Source organism: Streptomyces pratensis, assembly GCF_037137275.1.
GTDB lineage: Bacteria > Actinomycetota > Actinomycetes > Streptomycetales > Streptomycetaceae > Streptomyces > Streptomyces pratensis_B.
This window is the reverse complement of record NZ_JBBBEN010000042.1, coordinates 24,751-48,708: the sequence shown is the minus strand read 5'-3', so window position 1 is coordinate 48,708 and position 23,958 is coordinate 24,751. Positions and strand designations below refer to the sequence as shown.

The following is a 23,958-nucleotide window of genomic DNA, read 5'->3' as shown; positions in this document are numbered from 1 at the left end:
GCCGGGCGGGTCCAGGCCGTGGCGTTCGACGCGGACACTGGCCGCCTGGACATCGTCCCGGACTTCTCTGAACTATTGAGGTTGAAGCCATGGCGTCGATCCGAGCATCATGATCCAACGCTAAGGTCCACCGATCGCCCGGAGGTTCCGTGCCCCTGCAGATGAAGTTGGCCGCGATAACACTCGACTGTCCTGATCCGCTGGCCCTGGCCGCGTTCTATCAGCAGGCCACCGGCCTTGAACCCCATCCCAAATCGGACGCTGACTTCGCCGGTCTTAACCGCGGGGACGGACTCTTCCTCGGATTTCAACGAGTCGACGAGTACCGGGCTCCGACGTGGCCCGACCAAACCGTGCCGCAGCAACTCCACATCTGCTTCTCAGTCGAGGACTTCGACCAGACCGAAGGCCTGTTGCTGGAGCTGGGCGCCAGCAAGCCAGATCACCAGCCGGATGAGGACAGATGGCGGGTCTTCACGGATCCGGCCGGGCATCCCTTCTGCCTCGTCAGAGATCAAAAGAGTTGAACGGCCTGCCCGGTGCGCGTCAGCGACCAGGTCTCACAGCAGCGTTTTCATTCTCGATCTGCATCACCGCGTGGGCTCCTCATTGTCGATGGTGCGACCGGTGATCCGCTCGAAGACAGGGACTCCGATAAAGACCGGAGACGTCTTCCGTGAGTCGCGTTCATCAAGCTGTGAGATCTTCTGGTCAGCTGCATCCAGGCTGACAGACAGTCCTTCCACTTCGCCGAGCCATCCCTCACTCTCAGCCTCAGCAATCCGCTTCCTGAGATTGTCTCGGATCTCCACCAAGCGCGGCCTGTCACTGGCGCTCATCACAAGGACCGGACAACGGACGCAAGCGTGCTCATGATTGCAGTCGGTGCCGTAGGCCCGACCGCATTCTCCCAAGGCGAGTTTGCGCCGCTCGAAGTGCCCCAGGAAGTCCTGCCACTCCTCGGGCGTCACCGCTCGGTACTCCTCGGAGGGCCGGAGGCTCCGGCGGCGAGCGATGAATGAGCGGTGTGCTTCGATGGCCTCGACGGGATAGATGGCGGCATATCCCATGGTTGTGTTGATGTTGGCGTGACCAGCGACAACCTGCGCGATGTGCGGTGGGAGGCCGTTGAGGATGGCGTCTGTGATGAAGATTCGTCGGAATTCATGAGGCATGAACCTCAGCGGGTTTCCAGAGTTGTCAACGAGACCTGACGCTTGCAGCGCTCCGTTGATCGAACGCCTAATGGTGGTTTCGGCGATTCTCCGGTCCTCTCCGGTGACGCGCCACTGATAGAGGAGTGGCATGGGCGCATTCCATTTTCTCTCATGCTGGTCATAACTGGAGATGGATGGGATTACCCCACTCTCATTGCGCACGCGTGAGACAACGGCGCTCAGCACGTCGGCAAGCTCGGGGGTCACCAGCAAGAGACGTTCCTGATCCGTTTTGGACGGCGCGATCTGGAGAAGCGGAACTGTGTCACCGGTGGAGGGAAGCCTGTAGCTGATGATGCTGTGATGCCCCAGTTCGCGGAGTTCTTCGATCCGAATTCCTGTGTGCCGGAGGATTTCAATCGTTGCCCAGCCCCAGAAAGCCGCCTTCTCCTCGGTGCCGAAATCACGCCGCTGACCGTGCGCGTCGATGGCGGTCCTGGGCCGTCCATCGGACCGCTGCGTGCTCAGAGGAACGGTGAAAGTCTCGTCGAGCACGGTGAAAGCGCTGCCCAAAGGCGCGGCGTTCAGGGCGTCAAGGCGGGCCCGTGCCTCTTTGAGCTGGCGGTCAACTGCACGGACCAGCGCCGGCAGCACGGGCAACCGCTCACGAGTGCGTTGGTCCGCCCAGGACTTCTGCTGCTGTTCGGCCTTCTTGTGCGAGCACTCACCCTCGCTGATCGGGGACGGCGCAGCCCACAACCCCCACCGCTCGGGCTCGTCCAAAGCCCAGTGCGCGATGTCCAGGTAGAAGGCACGCACTCCCTGCTTGATCATGGATGCGCGGGCCCGCGGCTCGGTGACCTGAGCAACGACGCCGTTCGGCTGCCTCGCACGGATCGTCTTCGAGGCCAACCTCGCCTTCCATGCCGTGCTGATCTCGACCGACAACCGCAGGGAGTCGATGCCTGGGTGATGGCGTTCGAGGTCTGCCCAGAAGTTGCTGGCCAGCACCGTGGACAGGCTTCTGAGGGAGCTGTAGTCCAAACTTGGCTGGCGCTCCGTCAAGTAGTCGACGATCAGGTTCCGCACCGGTTCGCACCGAAGGTGGTATCGGTCCACGAGACCAGCGGGGCCGACCTGACCGGAGCGGTTGACGAGGGTCAGAAGCGTGGCTGGTGCATCAGGTGGAAAGTGGCCGAGTTCGCGGAGCCAGACGTAGGCGAGGCGGATCGAATTCCCTGCCTACGCCACCCAGCTCCGGCTGATCAGCGCCCGCCTCATCACCGCGGCCAACGAGTCCACCGGCACCGGCACGGTGCGCACCGTCCGCCGTCCTGCCCGCCGGGGCCAGAACCGCAGAACGGCCCGCCCCGCCCGCGCCGAGGTCCGCTTCGGCCACGCCAGAGACATCAGAGGCGAAGACCCGAGCAATGGCGTCGGACGGCTTCCACCAGGCCATCACCGCGCACCGGGCCACCTGGAACGCAGCGCAGCGGAAACCGACCCCCAACGTCCAAGCCGCGATCGAGCGGCAGCTCAAGGACCAGGCAGAGAGCCGGTGGAGGCCTTCGCCGACGGCCGCCAGGCGGTGGAGGAACTTCGCGCCAAAGCCGCAGGTCAGCAGAGGGCCTGCTCCAGCGACGCAGCCCGGGCGCGGGCCCTGCGGCGCCTGGCGGCCGAGCGGGCCGGGCTGGCCACGATCACACCGGCGGCTGCGCCCGGCCGTCTGGAGCGAACAGCATGAGGCCAGCTGGTCCGCGGCTGCGTTTCCTCTCTTTGGGTATGCCGGTCAGGAGGAGGGAGCGGGTTCGGTGTTCGTGCCATCGCCCCTGTTGGGGGTGTGGGGTGAGCGGTCGTCGAGAGTGATGGTGACGAGGGGGCCGCTGTCCGGGGAAAGGGCGGTGAGGCTGTCGCTGATGCGCTGATAGACGGCACCGGCGAGTTCGCCGTCCCCGTCGCCGTCGGTAGCTGTACGCCGGAGGGCGGCCAGGCTGATGAGGACGGCGATCAGGGACCGGCCTGAGATGTCGGCCGCGATCCGGTTCTCGCCCTGGTCGGCGATGTGCGGAGGCATCCGGAAGTGGGGGTGCCCGCCAGCCCAGCCGGACAGGAGCTCCCACAGATCTCGGTGGCACACCAGGACGGCGGAGGAGATTCCCGCAGCCTGCGTCAGGACCTTGCTGTGACCCGGGTCGGGCGCGGGCCGTTCCTGCTCTTCGGTCTCCTTGTCCTGCTGTGTGAGCGGGAGGCGTCCGGCGAGGTCGGCGACTTCCGCCCGCAGTGCGGCGATCTGCTTGCCCAGTTCCGCGACGGCCGGGAGCGTGTCCTCAGCCGGCACAGGGGGCAGGGCTGTGATCAGCGGTGTGAGGACCTCGCGGATGGCTTCGGTCAGCTGGTCCCGTGTCAAGGGCGCTTCCTGCGCGCTTTTGGCCTCCGGCTCGGCCTCGTCATCGAGGCCGGCTTCGACTTCCGGCCCGGCTTCGTTCTCAGGTCCGGTGCCGGCCGCTGCTGCCGTGACCGAGTCATCTGCCGGACTTGGACGAAGAGCGGTGTCGGTGCTGTCCGTCCGCTGCTCGGGTACGACGTTCAGCAGGGGTGCACCGCTGTACAGATCGTCGGCCGCAGCGAAGTCCTGCCCGCCGATCCCCGCAGAGGTGACCGCGGCCGGGACCGGGACCGGGACCGGGACCGGGACCGGGAAGGAGGCTGTGACGGTCTGCTTCATGTCGGCGAGCGTGACTTGCATGCTTTCCACGAGGGCGCTCAGCCGCTGCACCTCGTCAGCGGTGGCGGTGTCCGGGGCCGGGTATGACGCAGGCAGCAGGTTTCGGATGTCCCGCAGGGCCTTGGTCATCGAGGAGTTTTCTCCGGCGATACGGGTGTGGCCCGTCTCGTTGGACTGCTTCACCTCCTTGAGCCCTTGCTCGATGCTCTCGCTCAGCGTGGTCCCGGTATGCAGCATCGCCTGATGCAGCATCGTCAGGCCGCTGGAGATGCTTTCGCGCTCCCCGTTGCCACCTGTGTCGCTCCCGTCCTTTTTTCCGAACACCACACAACCCTCACTTTAAGTGTCCATACAGTTACATGGGTACTGTCTCGCGTCGCCGTACTCCACACAGGCGGTTTACGTACAGTCGGAGCGAATGGCCAAAATGCTTCAACGGCCGAATCTCCCTGGTGAGTTCAGCTAGCCAGCAGCGGACCGGGACACGGCCGTAGGGGCCCGCGCCTCCTTCACCAAGATTCATCCGGCCGCCAGACCCACTCGGCTGCCCCGGCGGGGCGCCACCCCAGGGTGCCGGGTGCCGCTCCAGGCCTCGGTGCTGCTCCGCGCGTGATGCCGCGCAGCCCGCAGCGGCCCGCGCGGCACCTGGACCGGGCATCCCGCCGCACTCCAGTCCCCATCAGGCAATCGAGTTCCGGGGCTGTCTCGCGAAGTCCCAGGTCAGGGCGTGGAGCCCAACCCATTCCCGCGAGGCGACCCGGGGCCGAGGCCGCCGGGCGCCCCTTCCTGCCGCCGGAGTTTCTGCGAAGTGCGGAGAACCCCAGACGGGCTTCAAGGCCTTGTGCGGCAGCGGTCTTCCACGTGTTCGTCTTCCTGGCTGCCGGCCGGGGGCGGCCAGGTGCGTAACAGGTGGCGGATCTTCTCCGGGGGGCGTCCGGTGGTTTCGCTGGTGCGGTGGATGGTGCAACCGGCGATGTGGTGGAGGACGACAGCTTCGTACTGCAAGCGGCTGGTGGCCTGGATGCCGAGTGTAGGTTCCGCGTTTCGGCGGGCACTCGCGGCCCCTTGACCTGCAGTGTCTATATCGGTGAGCACTCCCGGCTGTGGACGTCGTCGCCTGATCATGGGCAGAAGCCTTCTGTGGGCGCGTTTGCGCGGTAACGCTGGGTAGAGCTCGCTGCCCGGCTTATTCGGGCGCGCGGGTGGGAGTGGGGCTGGGAAACGGCTCCTCCGACGTGGTGACCAACAGGTCGCGCGCATGGCGGACTGCTGGAGTTCTGGGGGAAAGGGGAGCTTCAAGTGTCGCGAGAATCGCCGGTTTGGGTAACCGGCGATAGTGGTCTATGTTGCGGCGACTGGCCGACCGGCTTCGGGCTGGCCTGGAGGGGGAATGGTCAGAACCGGGGCCCTTGGGCGATCCATGCTGGGCGTTCGTGGTCGAGACGCTGCAGGGTGTGGGGCGGGTGGCCTCGCGCCGGGGATGCGTCTTGCGTTGGTGTCAGGGCTGGGGGCCGAGGCCGTAGCTGCGCTTCATCGAGCAGGACCTGGCCTCGTGCCGTCGGGCTACCGGCCCCGTGCGGCAGCCATGTGGGAAGACTTTGGTGCTCATCTTCGGTGAGGTCGCGAATCTATTGCCGCCCGCTTCGCCCGGAACTACCTCACGTGGTCGAAGGACACCACGGGGCCGGCTGCTGTACGCCGATGAGGGCGGGCTGCCCGGTGACCAGCTCCGCACACGACGAGGCGTTCCAGCACGGACCCCCTGCACACCCTGGCCGAGGAAACAGGCACCGCCCGCGCCGTGCGGTGACGGTGCCCCTCCATAGGCACCCGCAGCGGCCTTCAAGTCTGCGAGGAAGGGAACTGCTGGCACTCGACCGGGTGGGAGCCTAGAACATGGTCGAGTGATCCTCGACGAACAGGATGGTGCGCAGCCCGAAGCCCTCCACGGCGTTGTAGACGACCTTGCGGTGGCTTGACTGCAGGACGTCAGTCCTGCACCGGTGTGCCCGGACTGATGTCGTACCCCTTCTGCACGAGGGCGGGGCGGCTGCCGTCGTTGAGGTGCCGGTCCCAGAGCGCGTCAACCTGTTGGCGGGCCTGCGGCTCCATCTCTTCCGGCAGCAGGTGGCGGTAGCGCGGGCCCTCGCCGAGCAGGACCTGCACCGTGCGCTCGTAGGCCGGTTCGGGGTCGTACTGCTCGTGCGGAAAGGAACAGTTCGGCATAGTCGTAGAGGCGGAGGGGACGCCGCCTGCGCAACTGCGGCCGGGTCTGCTCCCAGGTGTGACCCGCGGGCCTAAAGGCTCCACCGCGGGATGGTAGTGCAGGCGAGGCGCATTTCGCCCGGCTCGATCGGCCAGCAGATGGTCGACTCACCGACTGGCCCGCCGAACTGGGGATGACGCCGCGTCGGGCCCGGAGAAGCGATTCCGTACCAATAGGATTGGGTGCACCGTGGTGCTGAAAGGCGCGTGCGGTCAGATCGGGGCGGAGTCGAGGTAGCCCGTCACCCAGTTCGAGAACTCGCATGCCAGGTGCCACTGGTGCTCGGTGAACATCCACGGCGGCAACGTCGCCGGGAACGCCACGGTGAGCATCGCGCTGAATCCGCCACCGGGGTTGTCGCGGAACTGGTGGCGGACCGCGCCGATGTTGGTGCCGTCGGAGGTGCGGGCCCAGCCGGAGGTCTGGACCGGGTAGAGGGGGTCCTCCTCGATCGGGACGCCGGCGGTGTCCGTGTAGTCGATGAAGAACTGGGCGGCCAGCATGGCTCCGCCGGTCACTTCGAGTACTTCCTGGGCCCCGGCGCGGGGGCTACTGATGAGGTAGTGGTCGGGGTTGGCGACGAGCATGGAGCGTTCGTCGTTCTGCTCGGTGCGGCCGTTGAACCAGTCGAGGAAGCCCTGGGCGGTGCCGAGTGAGCTATCGACCCGTGTCCGGCTGGCCGACCACTCGTCCATGGCGGCCGCGAGCACGCTTATCGGTTCGGTGATCGCGAGGTCGGGGGCCAGGTGGTCGCGGATCGCCTCCCGGCCCATGCGCAGTTTCACGTCCGCCAGCTTTTCCCGGTCCCGGGACACGTGCTCCACGTTGGGAGCGGAGTCGTCGAGGAGGGCGCCCAGTTCGGCCGAGAGTGCGGCGGGCAGGTGGTGGCTCAGTCGCTCGGCCGCTACTTTCAGGCGGCGTGCCTCCCATTGGAGGACCGCTGTGCGGTCGTACCTCCGGTCGTTGATGTACGTCGTCAGCTCAAGGGTCGGGGTTGCCGCGCTTGCTCCGGGCAGGGCCCACGGGGTGAGTCCTACACCCGTCGCCAGCGCCGTCATCGTCAGGAAGCTTCTCCTGGTCGGCATGTGCGTACCTCCTGCTGTCATCCACTGTGGCAACTACGGTTGCTTTAGGGTGGGAGTGGAGGTTGTGGGAGTCAAGAGCCTGGACGCAGGTACACGTTCGGATACGGAGCGTGACATCGTTGCGGTGCGGTGCTCCGGCGGGTGACGGACGATTGCGTCACCCCGGCGTACGGCCTGGTCAATGGCAGCGGACGTCGTCGCCCGAACGTCCTTGGGCTCGCTGCGCGGCGCGCTGGGCGAACAGTGCAATGTCTTCCTCGGTGACGGTCTCACCGATGATCAGCAGGCGGTAGTACACGGGGCTGCACGCGTCCTCCAGGAGGAGACGGGTGTCGGTGCCGCGGGGGAGCTCACCGCGTTCGGCGGCACGCTCGACGATTACGGCGCCCCGGCGGAACCGCTCGGCCCAGAACGCCTCGCGCGCCCCGCGTGCCTCTTCGTCCAGGACACCGCCGATCAGGACGCTGAACACGGCTCGCGCGGCCGGACTGTTCACATTGCTCACGACGTCCTGGAGCAGGGCCGTCAGGTCACCGACGAGGCTTCCGGTGTCCCGGCCGGCGTCCTGCTGCGCCGTGCGGGCCAGGAACAGGTCGGTGACCAGATCCACCTTGCTCGGCCAGCGGCGGTAGACGGTCGTCTTGTTCACCTGTGCGCGAGCCGCCACCTCGGGGAGGGCTAGCCCTTCGTAGCCCACTTCTTTCAGCAGTTCCTCGGTCGCCCGTCGTACCGCGGCGACGACCAGGGCCGCGCGGCCGCCGGGCCGCCGCGGCCGCGGCTGATCCCGTCCCGTCACATCCCGCCCCGTTCCGACTGGTGCACGCGGTCATCGTAGAGGGACGCGGCGATCCCCTCGGGGCGTACGCACTCCTCGATGACCGCGGCGACCTGCCGCACGGCGGGTGTATTGCGGTGGACCCGTCGGCCCAGAACGAGCTCGACGACCTCGGTCTCGGCCAGGGGGACGTAGGTCGCGCCGTCGAGCCGGAGACTCTGTACCGACCGGGGCACCAGGGCCACGCCGTGTCCGGCGGCCACGAGGACGACGAGGGTGGCCGTCTCCCCGACCTCAACGAGGGAGGGCGGTTGGAAGCCGGCGCGGGCGCAGGCTGTGAGCACCCGGTCGTGCATGGCGGAGCGGGGTTGTGCGGGGTGGATGACGAACGGTTCACCGGCCAGCGCGCTCAGGGAGACCTGTGGTTCTCCGGCCAGCGGGTGGTTCGTGGGGAGGACGGCCACCAGCGGCTCGGTGCGCAGGGGTGTGAGGCTCACTCCCTCGGGGTGGGCACCGGGCCTAAGGACCGCCAGGTCGTAGGCGCCGGTGAGCAGGCCGTCGGCGAGCTGGGGGCTGAGGAGTTCGCCGCGCAGTTCCAGGGTGATGTGGGGCTGTTCGGCCCGTACGGTGCGGGCGACACGCGGGAGGACGTCGTAGGTAGCGGTGCCGATGAAGCCGAGGGAGACGCGGCCCGACCGGCCGGTGGCGAGCTCCGTCATGTGAACGCGGGCGCGTTCGGCCTCGGTGACCAGGGTGCGGGCGTAGCCGGTGAGGTGCCGGCCAGCCTCGGTGAGTTCGACGCGGCGGGTGGAACGGTTGAAGAGCGGGATGCCCAGCTCACGCTCCAGCTGTTTGATCTGCTGGGACAGCGCAGGCTGGGCGACGTGCAGACGGGCGGCTGCGCGCCCGAAGTGGCACTCCTCAGCGAGCGTAAGGAAGTAGCGGGCCTGTCGGAGCTCCATCCCCCGAATATATGCGCCTGGCTTATCAATGAAGAAGCATTGGGTCTTGGACGTGATGAAGCGCCTGGTTCTACCGTGGGGAAATGACCGACAGTTATGTGTACGCGGCGGTGAGAACGCCCTTTGGGCGGTTCTCGGGAGCCCTGTCCGGTGTGCGGCCGGATGATCTGGCCTCCATGGTGGTGAGCGGCGTTCTGGCGAAGGTGCCGGCCTTGGACCCGGGCGGGATCGACGACGTGGTCTGGGGCAACGCGAACGGCGCCGGTGAGGACAACCGCAACGTCGGGCGGATGGCCGTCCTCCTGGCGGGGCTTCCCACCTCGGTGCCCGCCACGACCGTCAACCGCCTGTGCGGGTCCTCCCTGGACGCGGCGATCATCGCCTCGCGCGCCATCGAGACCGGCGACGCGGACATCGTCCTGACCGGCGGCGTGGAGTCGATGACCCGGGCCCCGTGGGTACTGCCCAAGCCCGACCGGGCCCACCCCGCCGGGGACGTGACCGCCGTCTCCACCACCCTGGGCTGGCGCCTCGTCAACGCACGGATGCCGAAGGAGTGGACCGTCTCCCTGGGGGAGGCCAACGAGCAGCTTGCCGACCGGTTCGGCATCGGGCGGGAGCGGCAGGACGCCTTCGCCGTACGGTCCCACGTCCTCGCCGAGGAGGCGTGGGCGGCCGGCTTCTACGACGACACCGTGCTGCCGGTGGTGGCGGAGGGGAAGGGCACGGTGCTGGAGCGGGACGAAGGCATCAGGGCCGGTTCCACCGTCGAGCGGCTTGCTGTGCTCAAGCCGTCGTTCCGCCCCGATGGCGCGATCACGGCGGGTAACGCCTCGCCACTGAGTGACGGTGCTTCCGCCGTGCTCCTCGGTTCGGAGGCGGCCGGGGCCCGCATCGGAACCGATCCGCTGGCCCGCGTCGCCGGGCGCGGGGTGTTCGCGCTCGATCCGCAGGCTTTCGGCTTCGCGCCGGTGGAGGCCGCGAACCGGGCCCTGAAGAGTGCGGGTATCACGTGGTCCGACGTCTCGGCGGTCGAGCTCAATGAGGCGTTCGCGGTGCAGGCCCTGGCCTGTGTGGGCGCCTGGGGGATCGACCCGGAGACAGTCAACGCCAAGGGCGGTGCCATCGCTCTGGGCCACCCGCTGGGCGCATCCGGCGGCCGGCTGCTCGGCACACTCGCCCACCGCCTGAAGGAGTCCGGCCAACGGTGGGGTGTCGCCGCCATCTGCATCGGGGTCGGACAGGGGCTCGCCGTGGTCCTTGAGAACGTGACGGAGGGAAGCCGGTGACCGTCCAGCTGTGTGACACCACGGACGAGGCGGTCGCGGGCGTCGAGGACGGATCCACTGTGCTCGTCGGCGGCTTCGGAATGGCCGGCATGCCGGTCGCGCTCATCGACGCGCTCATCCGCCAGGGCGCCAAGGACCTGACCGTTGTGTCCAACAACGCGGGCAACGGCGACACCGGCCTCGCTGCGCTGCTGGCCAGGGGCCGGGTCCGCAAGGTCGTCTGCTCCTTCCCCCGGCAGACCGACTCCTACGTCTTCGACGAGCTCTACCGGGCGGGCAGGATCGAGCTCGAGGTGGTGCCGCAGGGCAACCTCGCCGAGCGGATCCGGGCCGCCGGAGCCGGCATCGGCGCTTTCTTCTGCCCCACCGGCGCGGGGACCCTGCTCGCCGAGGGCAAGGAGACCCGGATCATCGACGGCCGGACGTACGTCCTGGAATACCCGATCAAGGGTGACGTCGCGCTGATCGGTGCGCACCGGTCCGACCGTATGGGCAACCTCGTCTACCGCAAGACCGCCCGCAATTTCGGCCCCGTCATGGCCACCGCCGCCACCACGGTGATCGCGCAGGTCCGTGACCTCGTGGACACCGGCGGCATCGACCCCGAGACCGTGGTGACACCGAGCATCCACGTCGACCGCGTAGTGCAGGAGGCAAGCGCGTGAACGAGCACACCAGCCGAGAGGATGCCCACGGGCGGCCCCGGCCCCTGGGCAAGCAGGAGATCGCCGCCGTCATCGCCCGGGACGTTCCCCGCGGCTCGTACGTCAACCTCGGCATCGGCCAGCCGACCCTCGTCGCCGATCACCTGCCCGCGGATGCCGGAGTGGTGCTGCACACCGAGAACGGCATGCTCCACATGGGACCCGCCGCCCACGGCGACCAGATCGACCCCGACCTCACCAACGCCGGCAAGATCCCCGTGACCGAACGGCCGGGAGCCGCGTACTTCCACCACGCCGACTCCTTCGCCATGATGCGCGGCGGGCACCTCGACGTCTGCGTCCTGGGCGCCTTCCAGGTCTCCGCGGCCGGTGATCTCGCCAACTGGCACACCGGTGCGCCGGACGCCATCCCGGCGGTCGGAGGGGCCATGGACCTGGCGATCGGCGCCAAGAAGGTCTACGTGATGATGACGCTGTTCACCAAGACCGGGGCCCCCAAGCTGGTGCCCAGGTGCACCTACCCGCTGACCGGGCTCGGCTGCGTCGACCGCGTCTACAGCGATCTCGCCGTCCTCGACATAACTCCGCAGGGCGTCACGGTCCGGGAGACCTTCGGCATCGGCGTGGAGGAACTCGCGGGACGCCTGGGCCTCCCGCTGCTGACGCCGCACACCTGAATGCGGCCCGGTGTCCGACGACCGCCGGGACAGGCTGGGGCCCCGGCGTTCAGCCGCCGGACACGAGGCCCTTCACGCCGAGGCGCCGGATCGCGTCACCGGCGTCGAGCGGGCTCGGAGCCTTGCCGGCGACTACCCGGGAGACAACGTCCGTAAGCCGCTCGCGGGTGTGTTCGGCGGAGTTGGGGCCGATGACGTACCACAGGCCGCGGGCCGTTGCGCGGCTGTCGTTGACGTACAGGTGCGGGCGCGTCGAGTCGAAGCAGAACGAGTCACCGGCACCGAGCTCGTACCGGTCGAACTCCAGGGTCAGTGTCAGCGAACCCTCCATCAGATAGGCGAACTCGAAGCCCCCGTGCCGCATGAGGGCTCCCTCCGCCGAGCTGCTCGCGCCTGGCGGGTAGGTCACGAGGAGGGCCTCCACCATGCCGTCGTCGAAGGACGCCAGACGTTCCCACCGCACGCCGCTGTCCATGTTCAGGACGGGACTGTCGGCCGCTCTCTGGAGCGTGAACCCCGGGCGGCTGACACCGGCGGGTCCGGCGGCGCCACTCAAAGGCTCTTCGGCAGTCGTTTCCCGCACGTCGAGGCCGAGCAGGTCATCGAGTGAGATACCCAGTCTGCTGACCAGTACGTAGAGCGTGCTCACGGAGGGCTGGGACTTGCCGTTCTCCACCTGTGACAGAAGGCTCGCCGACACCCCTGCGTCCGCCGCGAGGGCCCGCAGGGTGATACCGCGCGCCTTTCTCGCCTGGCGGAGAGCCGGCCCGATGCGTTCCTCCATGGACTACCCCGTCCTCCGGGACCGGCGCCTTCACCGGTCGCTGCTGTTACAGAACGCTACACGTGTTCGGTATGAGTAAACAGCCGGTGGAGTCGGGGTTCGTGGCGGAGGCCGCGAGAACTGCAGCCTTTCGTAACAACCCGTTGACACCGACGCCACCAATGTTCAGTATGGGCGCACATATTCAGTGCCACTGAACATCAAGTCTTCAGGTGCGCGAGTCACCCCGTCGTCAGATCGGCCGCCGACCCGTTTCCGGAGCCGCAGGACTGACGCAAAAGGAGCCGCCGACGACGGTTCGCCGGAGTACCAGAGCTGGGAGTTGATCATGGCTGAGACGATGCGTGCCGCGGTGTACCACGGTGTGCGGGACATCCGCGTCGAGGATGTGCCGGTGCCCGCGCCGCGAGACGGAGAGGCCCTGATCGCTGTACGGCGCAACGGCATCTGCGGCACGGACGCCACGGAGTGGGCCAAGGGCCCGGTGATGGTTCCACTCGCCCTACGGCACCCGGCGAGCGGCCATCTGGGACCCATGATCCCGGGCCACGAGTTCGTGGGCGAGGTGGTGGACGTCCGCGGAGACGTGCCCCTGCGCGCGGGAAACGTCGTCGCCTCGGGCGCCGGCGTGTGGTGCGGCGCCTGCGACCGCTGCGCGCAGGGGCGGACCAATGTCTGCCGCCGCTACTACACACTGGGACTCAACGCCCACGGCGGTCTCGCCGAGTACGTCGCGGTCCCCGCGCACACACTGCGCCCGGTGCCCCAGGGGCTGTCCCTCGATCACGCCGGCATGGCACAGCCGCTGGCGGTGGGGCTCCACGCCGCCCGTCGCGCGGGCGTGCGTCACGGAGACCGCGTCGTGGTGATCGGCGCCGGCGCGATCGGAACGTTCGTTCTCGCCGGCCTGCAGCACCTGCACACAGCGGATGTGACCGTGATCGACCTGCCGGGTCCGAAACTGGCGCGTGCGCTGGAACTCGGCGCGACGCGCACCCTCTCCGCCCGCGACGACGTCGTCGCGCTGGTGCTTGAGGAAACAGCCGGTGTAGGCGCCGATGTCGTGATCGAGGCCAGCGGGGCCCCGGGGCAGTACGAGAACGCGCTCGCGATGGTTGCCACCGGGGGGCGAGTCCTGGCCGTCGGTCTGCCCAAGGAGAAGCCGACCGTGGACATGTTCGCCCTGGCGTTGCGCGAGATCACCATCGACTCCACGGTCGCCCACATCTGCGGCGAAGATTTGGGCCCGGCGCTGGAGATCCTCGCCACCGGGCCGCTGGGAAGTCTCCTCCTCGACGAGGTGATACCCCTCGACAGGCTGGTGGATTCCGGCCTGGAGCGCCTGGCGAACGGCTCGGTCGACGGAAAGATCCTGGTAGACCCTACGGCGCACAGCTGAAGAGCTGATCCGCCGGGCATTCTCCGCCGCGCCGGGGCCGTGCGGAGCAACGCTCCCTCCTAGCCGACCAGGCCGGATGACTCGTGGAAAGCGGCGCAGATTCCGGTCGCCGCAGGCGGCGACCGATGCGTCAGTAACAGAAAGGCTGTGCGGAATGTTCGAGTACTTCCCCGGAAATTACGTATGGAATCTGTCGCTCAATCTGGCACTGAGCACGGGAGCCGTCATCGACGAGGTGGACGAGGCATGCCGGCCGCTGCTGGCTGCCGGCCCGGAAGAAGCGTCGACGGAGCGGTTCTTCGAGTCGTGGTGCGGCGTGGCCCGGCGTCTGGCCGGCCTCGCCGATGCCGACGCGGCCGCGGGGCGCGGTTTCTCGGCGGCCGCCCGGTACCGGCGCGCTGCGGTGTACTTCCTGACCGCCGAGCGCATGCAGAAGCACAGCTACGCCCCCCGCGCACAGGCGTACACGTCGGGCTTGGACTGCTTCCGCAAGGCGGTCACCCTGGGCGAGGAGAACTGCGAGTTCGTCGAGGTTCCCTACCAGGACGATCAGGGAGAGCGCTCCCTGCCTGGTCTGCTCGTGAAAGCGCGGACGGGCGGCAGGAGCCCCTTCGTTGTCTTCTTCAACGGACTCGACTCGACCAAGGAGATGGTCTACGGGACCGGCATCGCCCAGGAGCTCGCCCGGCGCGGTGTGTCGACCCTCATCATCGACCAGCCGGGGTCCGGTGAGTCCCTGCGGCTGCGGAGCATGACCGGCTTCGCCGAGAGCGAGCGTTACGGCACGGCCTGCGTGGATTATCTCGAGACCCGCGCCGACTGCGACCCGGCACGCATCGGTGTCGCGGCCTGGTCGCTCGGCGGCTACTACGCGCCCCGTGCGGCCGCCTTCGAGCCACGCTTCAGCCTGTGCGTCGCCTGGGGAGCCATCTACGACTGGTCGGAACTGCAGCGCCGGCGCCTGCAGCAGGGCAACCCGCACGCTGGCGAGAAGTCGGTTCCGCACTTCGTCGAACATCTGCTGTGGGTGTTCGGCAAGGACTCGGCCGACGACTTCCTGGAGTTCGCGGGCAGCATGAGCCTGGTGGAGGTCAGCGACCGCATCCGTGTGCCGTTTCTCGTCCTGCACGGGGCGAACGACCGTCAGATCCCCGTCGACATGGCGCAGAAGCAGTACGACGCCGCGGTCAACAGCCCACGGCGGGAGCTGAAGATCATGACCGAGAAGGACGGAGGCGTCGAGCACGTCGCGGCGGACAACATCTCGCCCACCACCAGCTACATCGCGGACTGGATCGCCGACGTGTACGGGACGGCCCCGGCGCAGCGCTGATTGCCTCGGCCCTGTGACGGTGAACCGGACGGGCTCTTTTCCCCTGGGTGGACGAGTCGCGGACCACGCGCTGTCCCCGTGCCCAGGCCACGACGAGGAGCCGCGTCCCGGCCCCCTCCTGGCCCGTCTGCCCTGCAACCGACGGAGTTTGCGATGACGAGCAGCCCACCACCCCGCATTGTGAGTGAGCCCGATGTCAGGTCTGCGCGAGCGGGGGCGCTCAAGCAGGGTTCCATTGGTGTTTTCGGGGCGGCCATCATGGCGATCGCCGCGATATCACCGCTCACCACGATGTCGTCCAACCTGTCGATGAGTCTCGTGCTGGGCGTCGGCCCGGCCACCGTGCTCGTCATCCTGCTCACCGTGCTGGTGTTCCTCTTCTTCACCGCCGGCTACGTCGTGCTCGGCCGGTACGTCGTCGACTCCGGCGCCTACTCCGCATACGTGGCCCACGGCCTGGGCCGCACGGCGGGATCGGCCATCGCCGTCATCGCGACCCTGGGGTACAACCTCGCTGTCGTCGCCTTCTGCGGCGTCGCCGGCTACTTCCTCGACAGTGCCTTCGAGCCCCTCGGCCTGGACCTTCCCTGGTGGCTCTACTCCCTGTTGGTCGTCGCCCTGACCGGTGTCCTCGGCTACCTCGGTGCAGACGTGGCGAGCAAGGTCACCAGCTTGATCTGCGGCACGCAGTTCCTCCTGCTGGGCGCTTTCGTTGTCGCTGTGCTCGTGCGCAATCCCTCAGGTTTCCAGTTGGACGTCCTGGCCCCATCAGGACTCACCGGTGGCGCATTCGGCCTGTCGATCGTGTTCGTACTGCTGTCCCTGGCCAGCTTCGAGACCACCGCTGCCTACGGAGAGGAGACACGAGACCCGCACCGCACCGTCCCCCGGGCCATGTACCTCGCTCTGTTTCTCCTCGCCGGTCTTTTCACCGTCGGCAGCTGGGCAGTCGTCGCGGGGATGAACGGAGCCCCGCGGGACGTCGCGCAGTCCGGCCCGGGCGAGATCGTCCCGGAGCTCTTCGGTTTCTACCTGGGCAGTTGGACCAGCACTCCACTGAAGTTCGTGATCGCGATCAGCATCATCGGCGCGGCCATCGCCTTCCACAACCTCGCGACCCGGTACATGTTCTCGTCCGCGCGATCCGGACTGTTCTGGTCGGCCCTCAGCCGCACCAACTCCCGCCGGAAGACGCCCCACAACGCTGTCCTGTGCCAACTCCTGATCACCATCGTGTTCCTGATCCCCTTCGTCGTGGCGGGCGCGGACCCCATGGCCGGCCTGCTGCCGGCCATCGCCGGTTACAACTCGCTGTCGATGATCACCAAGATGGGGACCGCTTCGGTCAGCGTGATCGCCGCTTCGGTGCGCGGCAGGATCACCGGGTCGCTCTACGCCACACGGATCGCCCCGGGCCTCGCAACGCTCGGGTTCCTGGCCGCCGGGTTTTTGATCGTCGGTCACTACTCGCAGGTGACCGAGAGCACCGCTGCCTGGGTCAACTGGATGCCGCTGCTCCTCGTCGTATGCGCCGGCTACGGCGCCTTGCGGCACCAGCACCTCCGTCGCCGCCAGCAGACCGGTCAGGAGGCCCCCGAACTCGCCACCTAACCGGATATCCCCGCAACACAGGCGCGCGGCGTTCCGGCGGACCGGCACAACTGCTCGGACCCGACCCCGCTCGCCTCAGCACCGACCAGGAGGCTCGGTGCCTGACAGACAACGCAATGGAGAATCACCGTGCTGATCGGAATCGCAGGTCTCGGGCGGATGGGCCGCCCGATGGCCACTCACCTGGCCCGGGCCGGGCACACCGTCCTGGGCCATGACCCGGGCCTGAGCCAGGCACCGGAAGGCGTCGAGCTCGTCAGGTCGACGGCTGAACTCGCCAAGACCCGGCTGACGATCAGCATGCTGCCGGACGGGGCGACGACCCGGGACCTCGTCCTGAACGGCCTGACCAACGCCGCACCGGATCACCTCCACGTGGTGATGGGCACCGTCGGGCCCGAACTGGTCCGGGAGCTGGCCGACACCGCGACGGTCAACGTCCTCGACGCCCCGGTGTCGGGGAGCGTGTCCATGGCTGAGACCGCGACGCTGACCACGATGGTCGGCGGCAGCTCGGAGCAGTTCGAGCAGGTCCGCCCCCTCCTCGCCGCAATGACGGCGGCACAGTTCCACTGCGGGCCCGTCGGCGCCGGATCGGCGGCGAAACTCGCCGTCAACGCCGTGCTTGCCGCACTGAGCCAGGGCGTTGCCGAAGGGCTGCTCATCGCAGAATCAGGCGGCCTCGACCTCAAGACCTTCTACACAGTGCTGCGCAACAGCGCGGCCGGCGCGCCGTACGTCGGCTACAAGGAGGAAGCGTTCCTCTCGCCGGAGACCGCAGGCGTGGCAGCTCCGGTGTCCCTGATCCGCAAGGACCTCGGCCTGGCACTCGACCTGGCACGTACGCGCCGGCTCAGCCTGCCGGCCTCCGAGGCCGCCTTCGCGGTCCTCGACTACGCGACGGAGAACGGGCTCGGCCAGCAAGACATGGCCCAGGTGCTCACCGCCCTGCGGCTGCGCAACGGTTCGCGCGGCGCGTGAAAGAAAGAGAAGAAAGAGAAGATTCTGTGACTGCTGACAACACCACGGCCGAGACCGTGGCGACCATTCGCACCCTCGAAGACGCCCGCTACGCTGCGGTGATCGCGGGCGACATCGACGCCTTCACCGCTCTCGCCCATCCAGAGCTCGCGTACACCCACTCCAACGCGGAGGTGGACACGCTCGACTCCTACCGGGACAAGCTCCGGTCGGGTTTCTACGTGTACCACCGCATCGACCACCCCGTGGACCGGATCACCGTTGTCGGGGACGCCGCCGTGGTGTTCGGCGAGATGCACGCCGACATCACCGCGGGAGGAGTGCGCAAGACGCTGGCCAACCGGTGCATGGCCGTCTGGGTGCGCGATAACGGCACCTGGCTGCTCCTGGGATACCAGCCCACCGTCCTTCCGGAGGAAGTCCGATGACCCCATTCACCTATGACGCGCTGCCCGGACGTGTGGTCTTCGGCCCTGGCGTCGCGAGCACCCGGCTGCTCGCCGAGGTCGACGCCTTCGGCGCGCAGCGCATCCTGCTGATCGCCGGCGAGTCCGAGACCGCGCTCGCCCGTGAGCTGTGTGCCCCGTTCGCCGACCGCGTCACGGCCACCTTCTCCGGCATCCGCCCCCACGTCCCCCTCGAGGTCGCCGAGAGCGCCCGCGAGGCGGCAGCCGGCGCCGACCTGGTGCTGTGCGTGGGCGGCGGGTCGACGACGGGCACGGCCAAGGCCGTCGCACTGACCACCGGGCTGCCGATCGTGGCCGTGCCCACCACGTACGCGGGCTCGGAGGTCACCCCGGTGTGGGGCCTGACCCAGGGGAGCCGCAAGACCACCGGCACGGACCCGGTCGTGCTGCCCCGCACCGTCGTGTACGACCCCGACCTCACCCTGACCCTGCCGGCCGCGCTGTCGGTGGCCAGCGGGCTCAACGCCATGGCCCACTGCGTCGAGGCATTCTGGGCACCTCGGCGCAACCCGGTGTCGAGCGCCGTCGCCGAGGACGGCATCCGCCACCTCGCGGCGGGGCTGCCCGTCATCGCCACCGACCCGAAGGACGGCGAAGCGCGGGCTGATCTGCTTCTCGGCGCCTATCTCGCCGGATCGGCGTTCGCCGTCGCCGGGTCCGGGCTGCACCACAAGATCTGCCACGTGCTGGGCGGGGCATTCGACCTTCCCCACGCCGAGACCCACGCGATCGTGCTGCCGTACGTCCTGGCCTTCAACGCCCCGAACGCCCCCCGGGCTGCCGCCCGCATCGCCGCCGCGCTCGGCAGAGACGACGCCGTCCAGGGGCTACATGAGCTCGGCCGCGAGCTCAAAGTCCCCGCCGGGCTGCGGGACCTCGGACTGGGCAGGAGCGACGTGGACGCCGTCCTCGACGACATCCTGGCGCTCGCGCCCACCGACAACCCCAGTCCCGTCACGGCCAACGGCCTCAAAGCGCTGCTGGTCGCCGCGTGGTCCGGGACGGCACCCACCGGGGAGGACGCATGAGCACCGAGCACCCTCCGACTGCCAAGCGGGAGCAGTCCGTGACCGAAGAGGTTCTCGCCAGCTTCAGCAAAGCGGCCGATCCGCGGCTTCGGGAGGTCATGCAGAGCCTGGTCAGGCACCTGCACGGCTTCGCCCGGGAGGTCCGGCTCACCGAACCGGAGTGGGAGAAGGCAATCGCGTTCCTCACCCGCGCCGGACACATCACCGACGACCGCCGCCAGGAGTTCATCCTCCTGTCCGACGTCCTGGGCCTGTCCATGCTCACCGTCGCGATCAACGAGCCGAAAAAGCCCGGGGCCACGGAAGCGACCGTGTTCGGGCCGTTCTACGTCGACGACGCTCCCGAGGTCCCGCTCGGGGGCGACATCGCGCGCGGAGCAGTGGGCACGCCGTGCTACGTCTCGGGGCAGGTACGGTCCGTGGACGGCAGCCCGCTCGGCGGGGCACTCCTGCACGTCTGGGGAGCCGACGACGACGGCTTCTACGATGTGCAGTACGGTGCCGACCACTCCGCGGGCCGCGGCTGGCTGCGGGTGGCGGAGGACGGCTCGTACCGGTTCTGGACGGTCCTGCCGACGCCATACCCGATCCCGCATGACGGCCCCGTCGGTGATCTCCTCAAGGCCGCGGGTCGTGGGCCCATGCGCCCGGCGCACCTCCACTTCAAGGTCGTGGCGCCGGGCCACCGGACCCTGATCACCCACATCTTCGTGGCCGGAGATCCTCATCTCGGCGACGACGCCGTGTTCGGAGTGAAGGACAGCCTCGTCGTCGAGGCCGAGTACCACGCCGCCGGACCGGCCCCTGACGGGACCCACCCCCAGGAACCCTGGACAAGCATGAAGTTCGACCTCGTTCTCGTCCCCGACCAGGACCACTGACCGGCTCGGGACCCTCGAGCCTGTAGCCGGAAGTTCCAAGGCCGCTTCGCCCGGCCCGCGCCGAGCGGGGCGGCCTCGACGTCATGACCGTGTGCCGACGGCCGGTCTGACGAAAAGGCCCGAACCGGGGGCCTGACCGCGAGCCCCGGGGGCTTCCGTTAACGCACTGCGCGCCCACCGGCATCGAGCACGCCAGGAACGGGTGCTGCCGGAACCCGGCCCCCGATGCGTCCCGCCAGAGACCTACTCGCTTTCCCCCGACACGCAGATCAGTGCTGCCCGGATACGCCGGCAGCCCGAACCGGAGGTACAAGCATGCGACGTACTCGTTGGATTGTGCTCGGCGGGTGTTTCCTCGCCTATCTGTTCGATGCCCTGGAGATCGTCCTCCTGTCCCTGGCACTTCCCGCGATCCGGGAGGACATGGACCTGACCGTCATCCAGGCAGGGCTTCTCGCCACCGCCACCCTGTTGGGCATCGGGGTCAGCAGCGTCCTCGGCGGCTACGTGGCCGACAACTTCGGCCGCAAGAAGGCGCTGGTCGGATCACTCGTCACGTTCGGCGTCTTCACAGCCGCTCTTGCCATCGTGCCCAGCTTCACCGTCTTCCTGATCCTGCGGTTCCTCGCCGGCATAGGTCTCGGCACTGTGTGGAGCGTCGTCTCCGCCTACGTCGTCGAAACCTGGCCCGCCAAGAGCCGCGGTCGCGCCGCGGCCTTCGTCCTCAGCGCCTTCCCGGCCGGCGGCATCCTCGCGGCCGTCCTCTCCAGGATGCTCCTGCCGGACTGGCGACTGCTGTTCCTCATCGCTGGCGCCGCCGTCGTCGTCCCCGTCGTCATCGTCCTCGTCTGGTTCCGGGAATCCGCCGACTGGGCGGCGGCGAAAGCCGACCAGGCCACCGAGTCCGTCTCGGTGGGCGACGTTCTCAGAGGCCCACTGCGCCGCACGACGTTGCTCGGCACCCTCATGGCAGCACTGGTCCTGACCGGCTACTGGGGGGCGATGACCTGGCTGCCGACCTACCTCACCACCGAGCGCGGCCTGCCGACGGAGTCGATGGCCTGGTTCGTGACGATTCTGAACGTCGGCATCTTCCTCGGCTACAACGTCTTCGGCATACTCGCGGACCGGATCGGCCGACGCGCGACCATCATCCTCACCCTGATCGGCACGGTCGCGACCCTGCCCGTCTACGCCCTCACCACCCACGAAACGACCCTGCTGTGGCTCGGCCCGCTGTTCGGCGCCTTCACGGCCTTCTTCGCGGTCTTCGGCTCCTACCTCGGCGAACTGTTCCCGACCCGGGCCCGCGCCACCGGTGCCGGGTTCTGCTTCAACGTCGGCCGGGGCGTGTCCGCGTTCGCTCCCTTCGCCCTGGCGGGCCTCGCGAGCTCGATCGGCTTCAGCGGTGGCCTCATGGTCTGCGCCGGCTTCTTCGCCCTGGGCGCCGTGGTAGCTCTGCTGCTGCCGCGCACCGGCGAACACGCCACGGAGCCGTCCGCCGATCCCGAGTTCAGGGCCGCGGTCCGGCCGAGCGCCTGACCACCCTCCCGTACGCGGTACAGCGGCAGCACGCCGGTGCGGCGGAGGCCCTGCGGAACCACCGCACGGCCTCCGCCGCCCATCCGTCCCGTACAGGAGGGTTCGTCCGGGTTTGCTGGAGTGTTCGGAGCTATTCTGAGAGAGCCGTGCTCCCTGGCAGGAGGCGATATGGCCACTGTGAACGCCCGCCCCGCAAGTGATGTCGCGACTGCGGGCTCCGCACGGCTGCGCCTCCTGGAAGCCGACGTATCGACCGGTTCGGCGCCGCTGGCGCTCGCCGCACAGCAGGCGATGGCGGGCCTGTGCGGACTGGGCGGCCTCGTCCACCTGCGTGGTGCCGTCCATGAGGAGCTGCACCTGGCCGCGGCGAGCGGCCTGGGGCAGGGCTTCACCACGGCATGGGCGACGTTGCGGGGTGATGAGGAGGTACCACCCGCCCGCGCTGTACGTTCGGGTTCGGTCGTCTGGTCCCCCGACCCCATGGGGACCGGCGCGTCCGGCACGGCGTCGGTGCCGCTGCTCGGCCCCAAAGGGCCGATCGGCGCGCTGTCGGTGCTCACGACCGGGGGCGGCGCGCCTGACCCGGGTCAGTGGTCGTTCCTCGCGGCGGTAGCGGCCTGGACCGCTGGACGGGTGCCGAGCTCCGGTGACGCGACCGACCTGTGGCCGCGAGCGGCCGACGGCACCGGAGACGGGACGGACGCCGAGCTCCGGATGAGCGAACTCACCGCGGCCCTCGCGGAGGCCGTCACCTCCCTGGACGTGGCCCGCGCCGTACAGAAGCATGTTCTGCCGCCTTTCGGCGCCGACGGGATGCTGGTCGAGGTCATCGAGCACAACCGCCTGCACATACTCGGCTCCACCGGGTACTCGCAGGACTTCCTGGAGAAGATCGAAGGTGTCCCCCTCACCACCCACACCGCGGCGACCACCGTCCTGCGCACACGCAAGCCCGCCTTCGCAGAGTCGCCGGCCGAGTTCCTCCGGAACTTCCCCCCGCTGGACCGCCTCGTGGCCGCATCGGCGAAAAGAGCCTGGGCGGTACTGCCCCTCATCGCCTCCGGCCGTCCCATCGGGTGCTGCGTCATCTCCTTCACCCGGGAGCGCTCCTTCCCCGAGGAGCAGCGCACGCTGCTGACCGCCCTCAGCGGCCTGGTCGCACAAGCGCTTGAGCGGGCTCGTCTCTACGACGCGGAACACACTCGCGCCCAGGAACTCCAGCGCGGCCTGCTGCCCCGCGCGCTGCCCGCCGTGCCCTCCGTCGCCGTCGGCGCTCGCTACCTGCCCGCCGGGCAGAGCGACGAGGTGGGCGGCGACTGGTACGACGTCATCCGCCTGTCCAGCGACCGGGTGGCCCTGGTCGTCGGTGACGTCATGGGTCACGGCGTCACTCAGGCGGTCACCATGGCACGGCTGCGCACCGCGGTCCGCACCCTCGCCGAACTCGATATGCCGCCGGACGAGCTCTTCGCCCACCTCGGCGACCTCGTCCGCGGCCTCGACGACGACTCGTACGCCACCTGCCTCTATGCCGAGTACGACCCGGTCACACGGATCTGCACCTACTCCTCGGCCGGGCATCCCCTGCCGATCGTTGTCCACCCCGATGGCACCGTCGTGCGCCCCCTGCCGGCTGTCGACCCGCCGTTGGGGGCGGCCGAACCGCCGTTCGCCACCCACCAGCTGCACCTGCCCGACGACAGCCTGCTCGTATTCTGTACGGACGGCCTCGTCGAGTCCGCCACCAGGGACATAGACGAAGGGCTGAACCAGCTGGAGAGTTCGGTGTCCCGAGCCCTCGGCCGGGGCGGCCCTCCCCCTGCCGCCCGCCGGAACGTCAACCTTGGACCCGCCCTGGACCGGCTGTGCGAGGCCGTCGTGTCGGACCTGCTGCCCTATCGCGAGCACAACGACGACGACGCGGTCCTGCTCGTCGCCCACACCCGGGGCATGCCCGACCGCGACGTCGCCTCTTTCGTCCTTCCCGACGATCCCCGGACCGCTGGCGTAGCCCGGCTGCACGTCCGGGAGCAACTGAGCCTCTGGGAACTGACGGACCTGGAGATGACCACGGAGCTCGTTGTCAGCGAGCTGGTCGGCAACGTGATCCGGCACGCCAGCGGCCCCATCCGGCTGCGCCTGCTGCGCGGAACCTCCCTGATCTGCGAGGTGTACGACAGCAGTCCCACCACCCCGCGCATCCGGCGTGCGGCCTCTACCGACGAGGGCGGACGAGGTCTGCAGCTTGTGGCGGCCGTGTCCCGGCGCTGGGGCACGCGCTTCCTGCCCGAGGGCAAGTGCATCTGGTCCGAACAGCCGCTCACGGCCTGA

At 68.7% G+C, this 23,958-nt stretch carries 19 protein-coding genes and 1 pseudogene; 13 read left to right on the top strand and 7 right to left on the bottom strand.

Features of this window, described 5'->3' with window-relative positions:
• The first annotated feature begins 149 nt into the window (after positions 1–149).
• A complete protein-coding gene (locus tag V9U70_RS00485; protein ID WP_336672380.1) occupies positions 150–527 on the top strand; it encodes a VOC family protein in 378 nt (125 codons plus the stop codon).
• Between the two features lie 63 nt (positions 528–590).
• On the opposite strand, the gene V9U70_RS00480 is transcribed toward V9U70_RS00485, so the two are convergent.
• The 6 genes and pseudogenes from V9U70_RS00480 to V9U70_RS00455 all read right to left on the bottom strand — a co-directional run bounded on the left by V9U70_RS00480 (position 591) and on the right by V9U70_RS00455 (position 8,970).
• Positions 591–2,246 (bottom strand): site-specific integrase, encoded by a 1,656-nt coding sequence (locus V9U70_RS00480; RefSeq protein ID WP_336672379.1) that lies wholly within the window; start codon positions 2,244–2,246, stop codon positions 591–593.
• 700 nt (positions 2,247–2,946) lie between these two features.
• On the bottom strand, positions 2,947–4,209 hold the full coding sequence (locus tag V9U70_RS00475) for a hypothetical protein (RefSeq protein ID WP_336672378.1): 1,263 nt from the start codon (positions 4,207–4,209) through the stop codon (positions 2,947–2,949).
• 1,662 nt (positions 4,210–5,871) lie between these two features.
• A pseudogene (locus V9U70_RS00470) lies at positions 5,872–6,121 on the bottom strand (SDR family oxidoreductase); the annotation flags it as partial.
• A gap of 239 nt (positions 6,122–6,360) precedes the next feature.
• Entirely contained in the window at positions 6,361–7,233 is an 873-nt protein-coding gene (locus V9U70_RS00465) for a hypothetical protein (RefSeq protein WP_336672377.1), read from the bottom strand.
• Positions 7,234–7,411: 178 nt separating this feature from the next.
• The gene (locus V9U70_RS00460) at positions 7,412–8,029 is read right to left on the bottom strand and encodes a TetR/AcrR family transcriptional regulator (protein ID WP_336672376.1); all 618 of its coding nucleotides are present in this window, start codon (positions 8,027–8,029) and stop codon (positions 7,412–7,414) included.
• The gene (locus tag V9U70_RS00455; RefSeq protein WP_336672375.1) at positions 8,026–8,970 is read right to left on the bottom strand and encodes a LysR family transcriptional regulator; all 945 of its coding nucleotides are present in this window, start codon (positions 8,968–8,970) and stop codon (positions 8,026–8,028) included. The genes V9U70_RS00460 and V9U70_RS00455 overlap by 4 nt, the downstream gene beginning before the upstream one ends.
• Before the next feature lie 83 nt (positions 8,971–9,053).
• On the opposite strand from V9U70_RS00455, the gene V9U70_RS00450 reads away from it, so the two are divergent.
• From V9U70_RS00450 to V9U70_RS00440, 3 genes are read left to right on the top strand one after another with little or no spacing between them, the layout of a single operon-like run.
• Positions 9,054–10,259 (top strand): thiolase family protein, encoded by a 1,206-nt coding sequence (locus V9U70_RS00450; RefSeq protein WP_336672374.1) that lies wholly within the window; start codon positions 9,054–9,056, stop codon positions 10,257–10,259.
• Positions 10,256–10,924: a 3-oxoacid CoA-transferase subunit A gene (locus V9U70_RS00445; protein ID WP_336672373.1), complete on the top strand. Its 669-nt coding sequence runs from the start codon at positions 10,256–10,258 to the stop codon at positions 10,922–10,924. The genes V9U70_RS00450 and V9U70_RS00445 overlap by 4 nt, the downstream gene beginning before the upstream one ends.
• Positions 10,921–11,601, top strand: a complete 681-nt coding sequence (locus V9U70_RS00440) for a 3-oxoacid CoA-transferase subunit B (RefSeq protein ID WP_336672372.1) — start codon at positions 10,921–10,923, stop codon at positions 11,599–11,601. The genes V9U70_RS00445 and V9U70_RS00440 overlap by 4 nt, the downstream gene beginning before the upstream one ends.
• Positions 11,602–11,650: 49 nt before the next feature.
• Here the strand turns inward: V9U70_RS00440 and V9U70_RS00435 are convergent, their stop codons facing one another.
• Entirely contained in the window at positions 11,651–12,385 is a 735-nt protein-coding gene (locus V9U70_RS00435) for a helix-turn-helix domain-containing protein (RefSeq protein ID WP_336672371.1), read from the bottom strand.
• 328 nt (positions 12,386–12,713) lie between these two features.
• Between V9U70_RS00435 and V9U70_RS00430 the strand changes: the two genes are divergently transcribed.
• The 9 genes from V9U70_RS00430 to V9U70_RS00390 all read left to right on the top strand — a co-directional run bounded on the left by V9U70_RS00430 (position 12,714) and on the right by V9U70_RS00390 (position 23,958).
• Positions 12,714–13,784 carry a zinc-dependent alcohol dehydrogenase gene (locus V9U70_RS00430; protein WP_336672370.1) on the top strand — a complete coding sequence of 357 codons (1,071 nt, stop codon included), beginning with the start codon at positions 12,714–12,716 and terminating at the stop codon, positions 13,782–13,784.
• Positions 13,785–13,938: 154 nt separating this feature from the next.
• Positions 13,939–15,117 (top strand): alpha/beta hydrolase family protein, encoded by a 1,179-nt coding sequence (locus V9U70_RS00425; RefSeq protein WP_336672369.1) that lies wholly within the window; start codon positions 13,939–13,941, stop codon positions 15,115–15,117.
• Between the two features lie 153 nt (positions 15,118–15,270).
• A complete protein-coding gene (locus V9U70_RS00420) occupies positions 15,271–16,728 on the top strand; it encodes an APC family permease (RefSeq protein WP_336672368.1) in 1,458 nt (485 codons plus the stop codon).
• Positions 16,729–16,857: 129 nt separating this feature from the next.
• Complete coding sequence (locus V9U70_RS00415) at positions 16,858–17,709, top strand: NAD(P)-dependent oxidoreductase (RefSeq protein ID WP_336672367.1); 852 nt, start codon at positions 16,858–16,860, stop codon at positions 17,707–17,709.
• A 26-nt stretch (positions 17,710–17,735) separates the two neighbouring features.
• A complete protein-coding gene (locus V9U70_RS00410; protein WP_336672366.1) occupies positions 17,736–18,137 on the top strand; it encodes a nuclear transport factor 2 family protein in 402 nt (133 codons plus the stop codon).
• Positions 18,134–19,204, top strand: a complete 1,071-nt coding sequence (locus tag V9U70_RS00405; protein ID WP_336672365.1) for a maleylacetate reductase — start codon at positions 18,134–18,136, stop codon at positions 19,202–19,204. The genes V9U70_RS00410 and V9U70_RS00405 overlap by 4 nt, the downstream gene beginning before the upstream one ends.
• Positions 19,201–20,085: a dioxygenase family protein gene (locus V9U70_RS00400; protein WP_336672364.1), complete on the top strand. Its 885-nt coding sequence runs from the start codon at positions 19,201–19,203 to the stop codon at positions 20,083–20,085. Before V9U70_RS00405 ends, V9U70_RS00400 begins: the two co-directional genes overlap by 4 nt.
• Positions 20,086–20,400: 315 nt before the next feature.
• Positions 20,401–21,627: an MFS transporter gene (locus V9U70_RS00395; protein WP_336672363.1), complete on the top strand. Its 1,227-nt coding sequence runs from the start codon at positions 20,401–20,403 to the stop codon at positions 21,625–21,627.
• A 168-nt stretch (positions 21,628–21,795) separates the two neighbouring features.
• Positions 21,796–23,958, top strand: coding sequence for an ATP-binding SpoIIE family protein phosphatase (locus tag V9U70_RS00390; protein WP_336672362.1), 2,163 nt, complete (start codon positions 21,796–21,798; stop codon positions 23,956–23,958).

Bases quoted from the DNA above. Each gene is read 5' to 3' on its own strand.
- V9U70_RS00425 (WP_336672369.1), top strand. From the start codon at position 13,939: ATGTTCGAGTACTTCCCCGGAAATTACGTATGGAATCTGTCGCTCAAT.
- V9U70_RS00390 (WP_336672362.1), top strand. From the start codon at position 21,796: ATGGCCACTGTGAACGCCCGCCCCGCAAGTGATGTCGCGACTGCGGGC.
- V9U70_RS00405 (WP_336672365.1), top strand. From the start codon at position 18,134: ATGACCCCATTCACCTATGACGCGCTGCCCGGACGTGTGGTCTTCGGC.
- V9U70_RS00420 (WP_336672368.1), top strand. From the start codon at position 15,271: ATGACGAGCAGCCCACCACCCCGCATTGTGAGTGAGCCCGATGTCAGG.
- V9U70_RS00435 (WP_336672371.1), bottom strand. From the start codon at position 12,385: ATGGAGGAACGCATCGGGCCGGCTCTCCGCCAGGCGAGAAAGGCGCGC.
- V9U70_RS00465 (WP_336672377.1), bottom strand. From the start codon at position 7,233: ATGCCGACCAGGAGAAGCTTCCTGACGATGACGGCGCTGGCGACGGGT.
- V9U70_RS00455 (WP_336672375.1), bottom strand. From the start codon at position 8,970: ATGGAGCTCCGACAGGCCCGCTACTTCCTTACGCTCGCTGAGGAGTGC.
- V9U70_RS00395 (WP_336672363.1), top strand. From the start codon at position 20,401: ATGCGACGTACTCGTTGGATTGTGCTCGGCGGGTGTTTCCTCGCCTAT.
- V9U70_RS00450 (WP_336672374.1), top strand. From the start codon at position 9,054: ATGACCGACAGTTATGTGTACGCGGCGGTGAGAACGCCCTTTGGGCGG.
- V9U70_RS00430 (WP_336672370.1), top strand. From the start codon at position 12,714: ATGGCTGAGACGATGCGTGCCGCGGTGTACCACGGTGTGCGGGACATC.
- V9U70_RS00400 (WP_336672364.1), top strand. From the start codon at position 19,201: ATGAGCACCGAGCACCCTCCGACTGCCAAGCGGGAGCAGTCCGTGACC.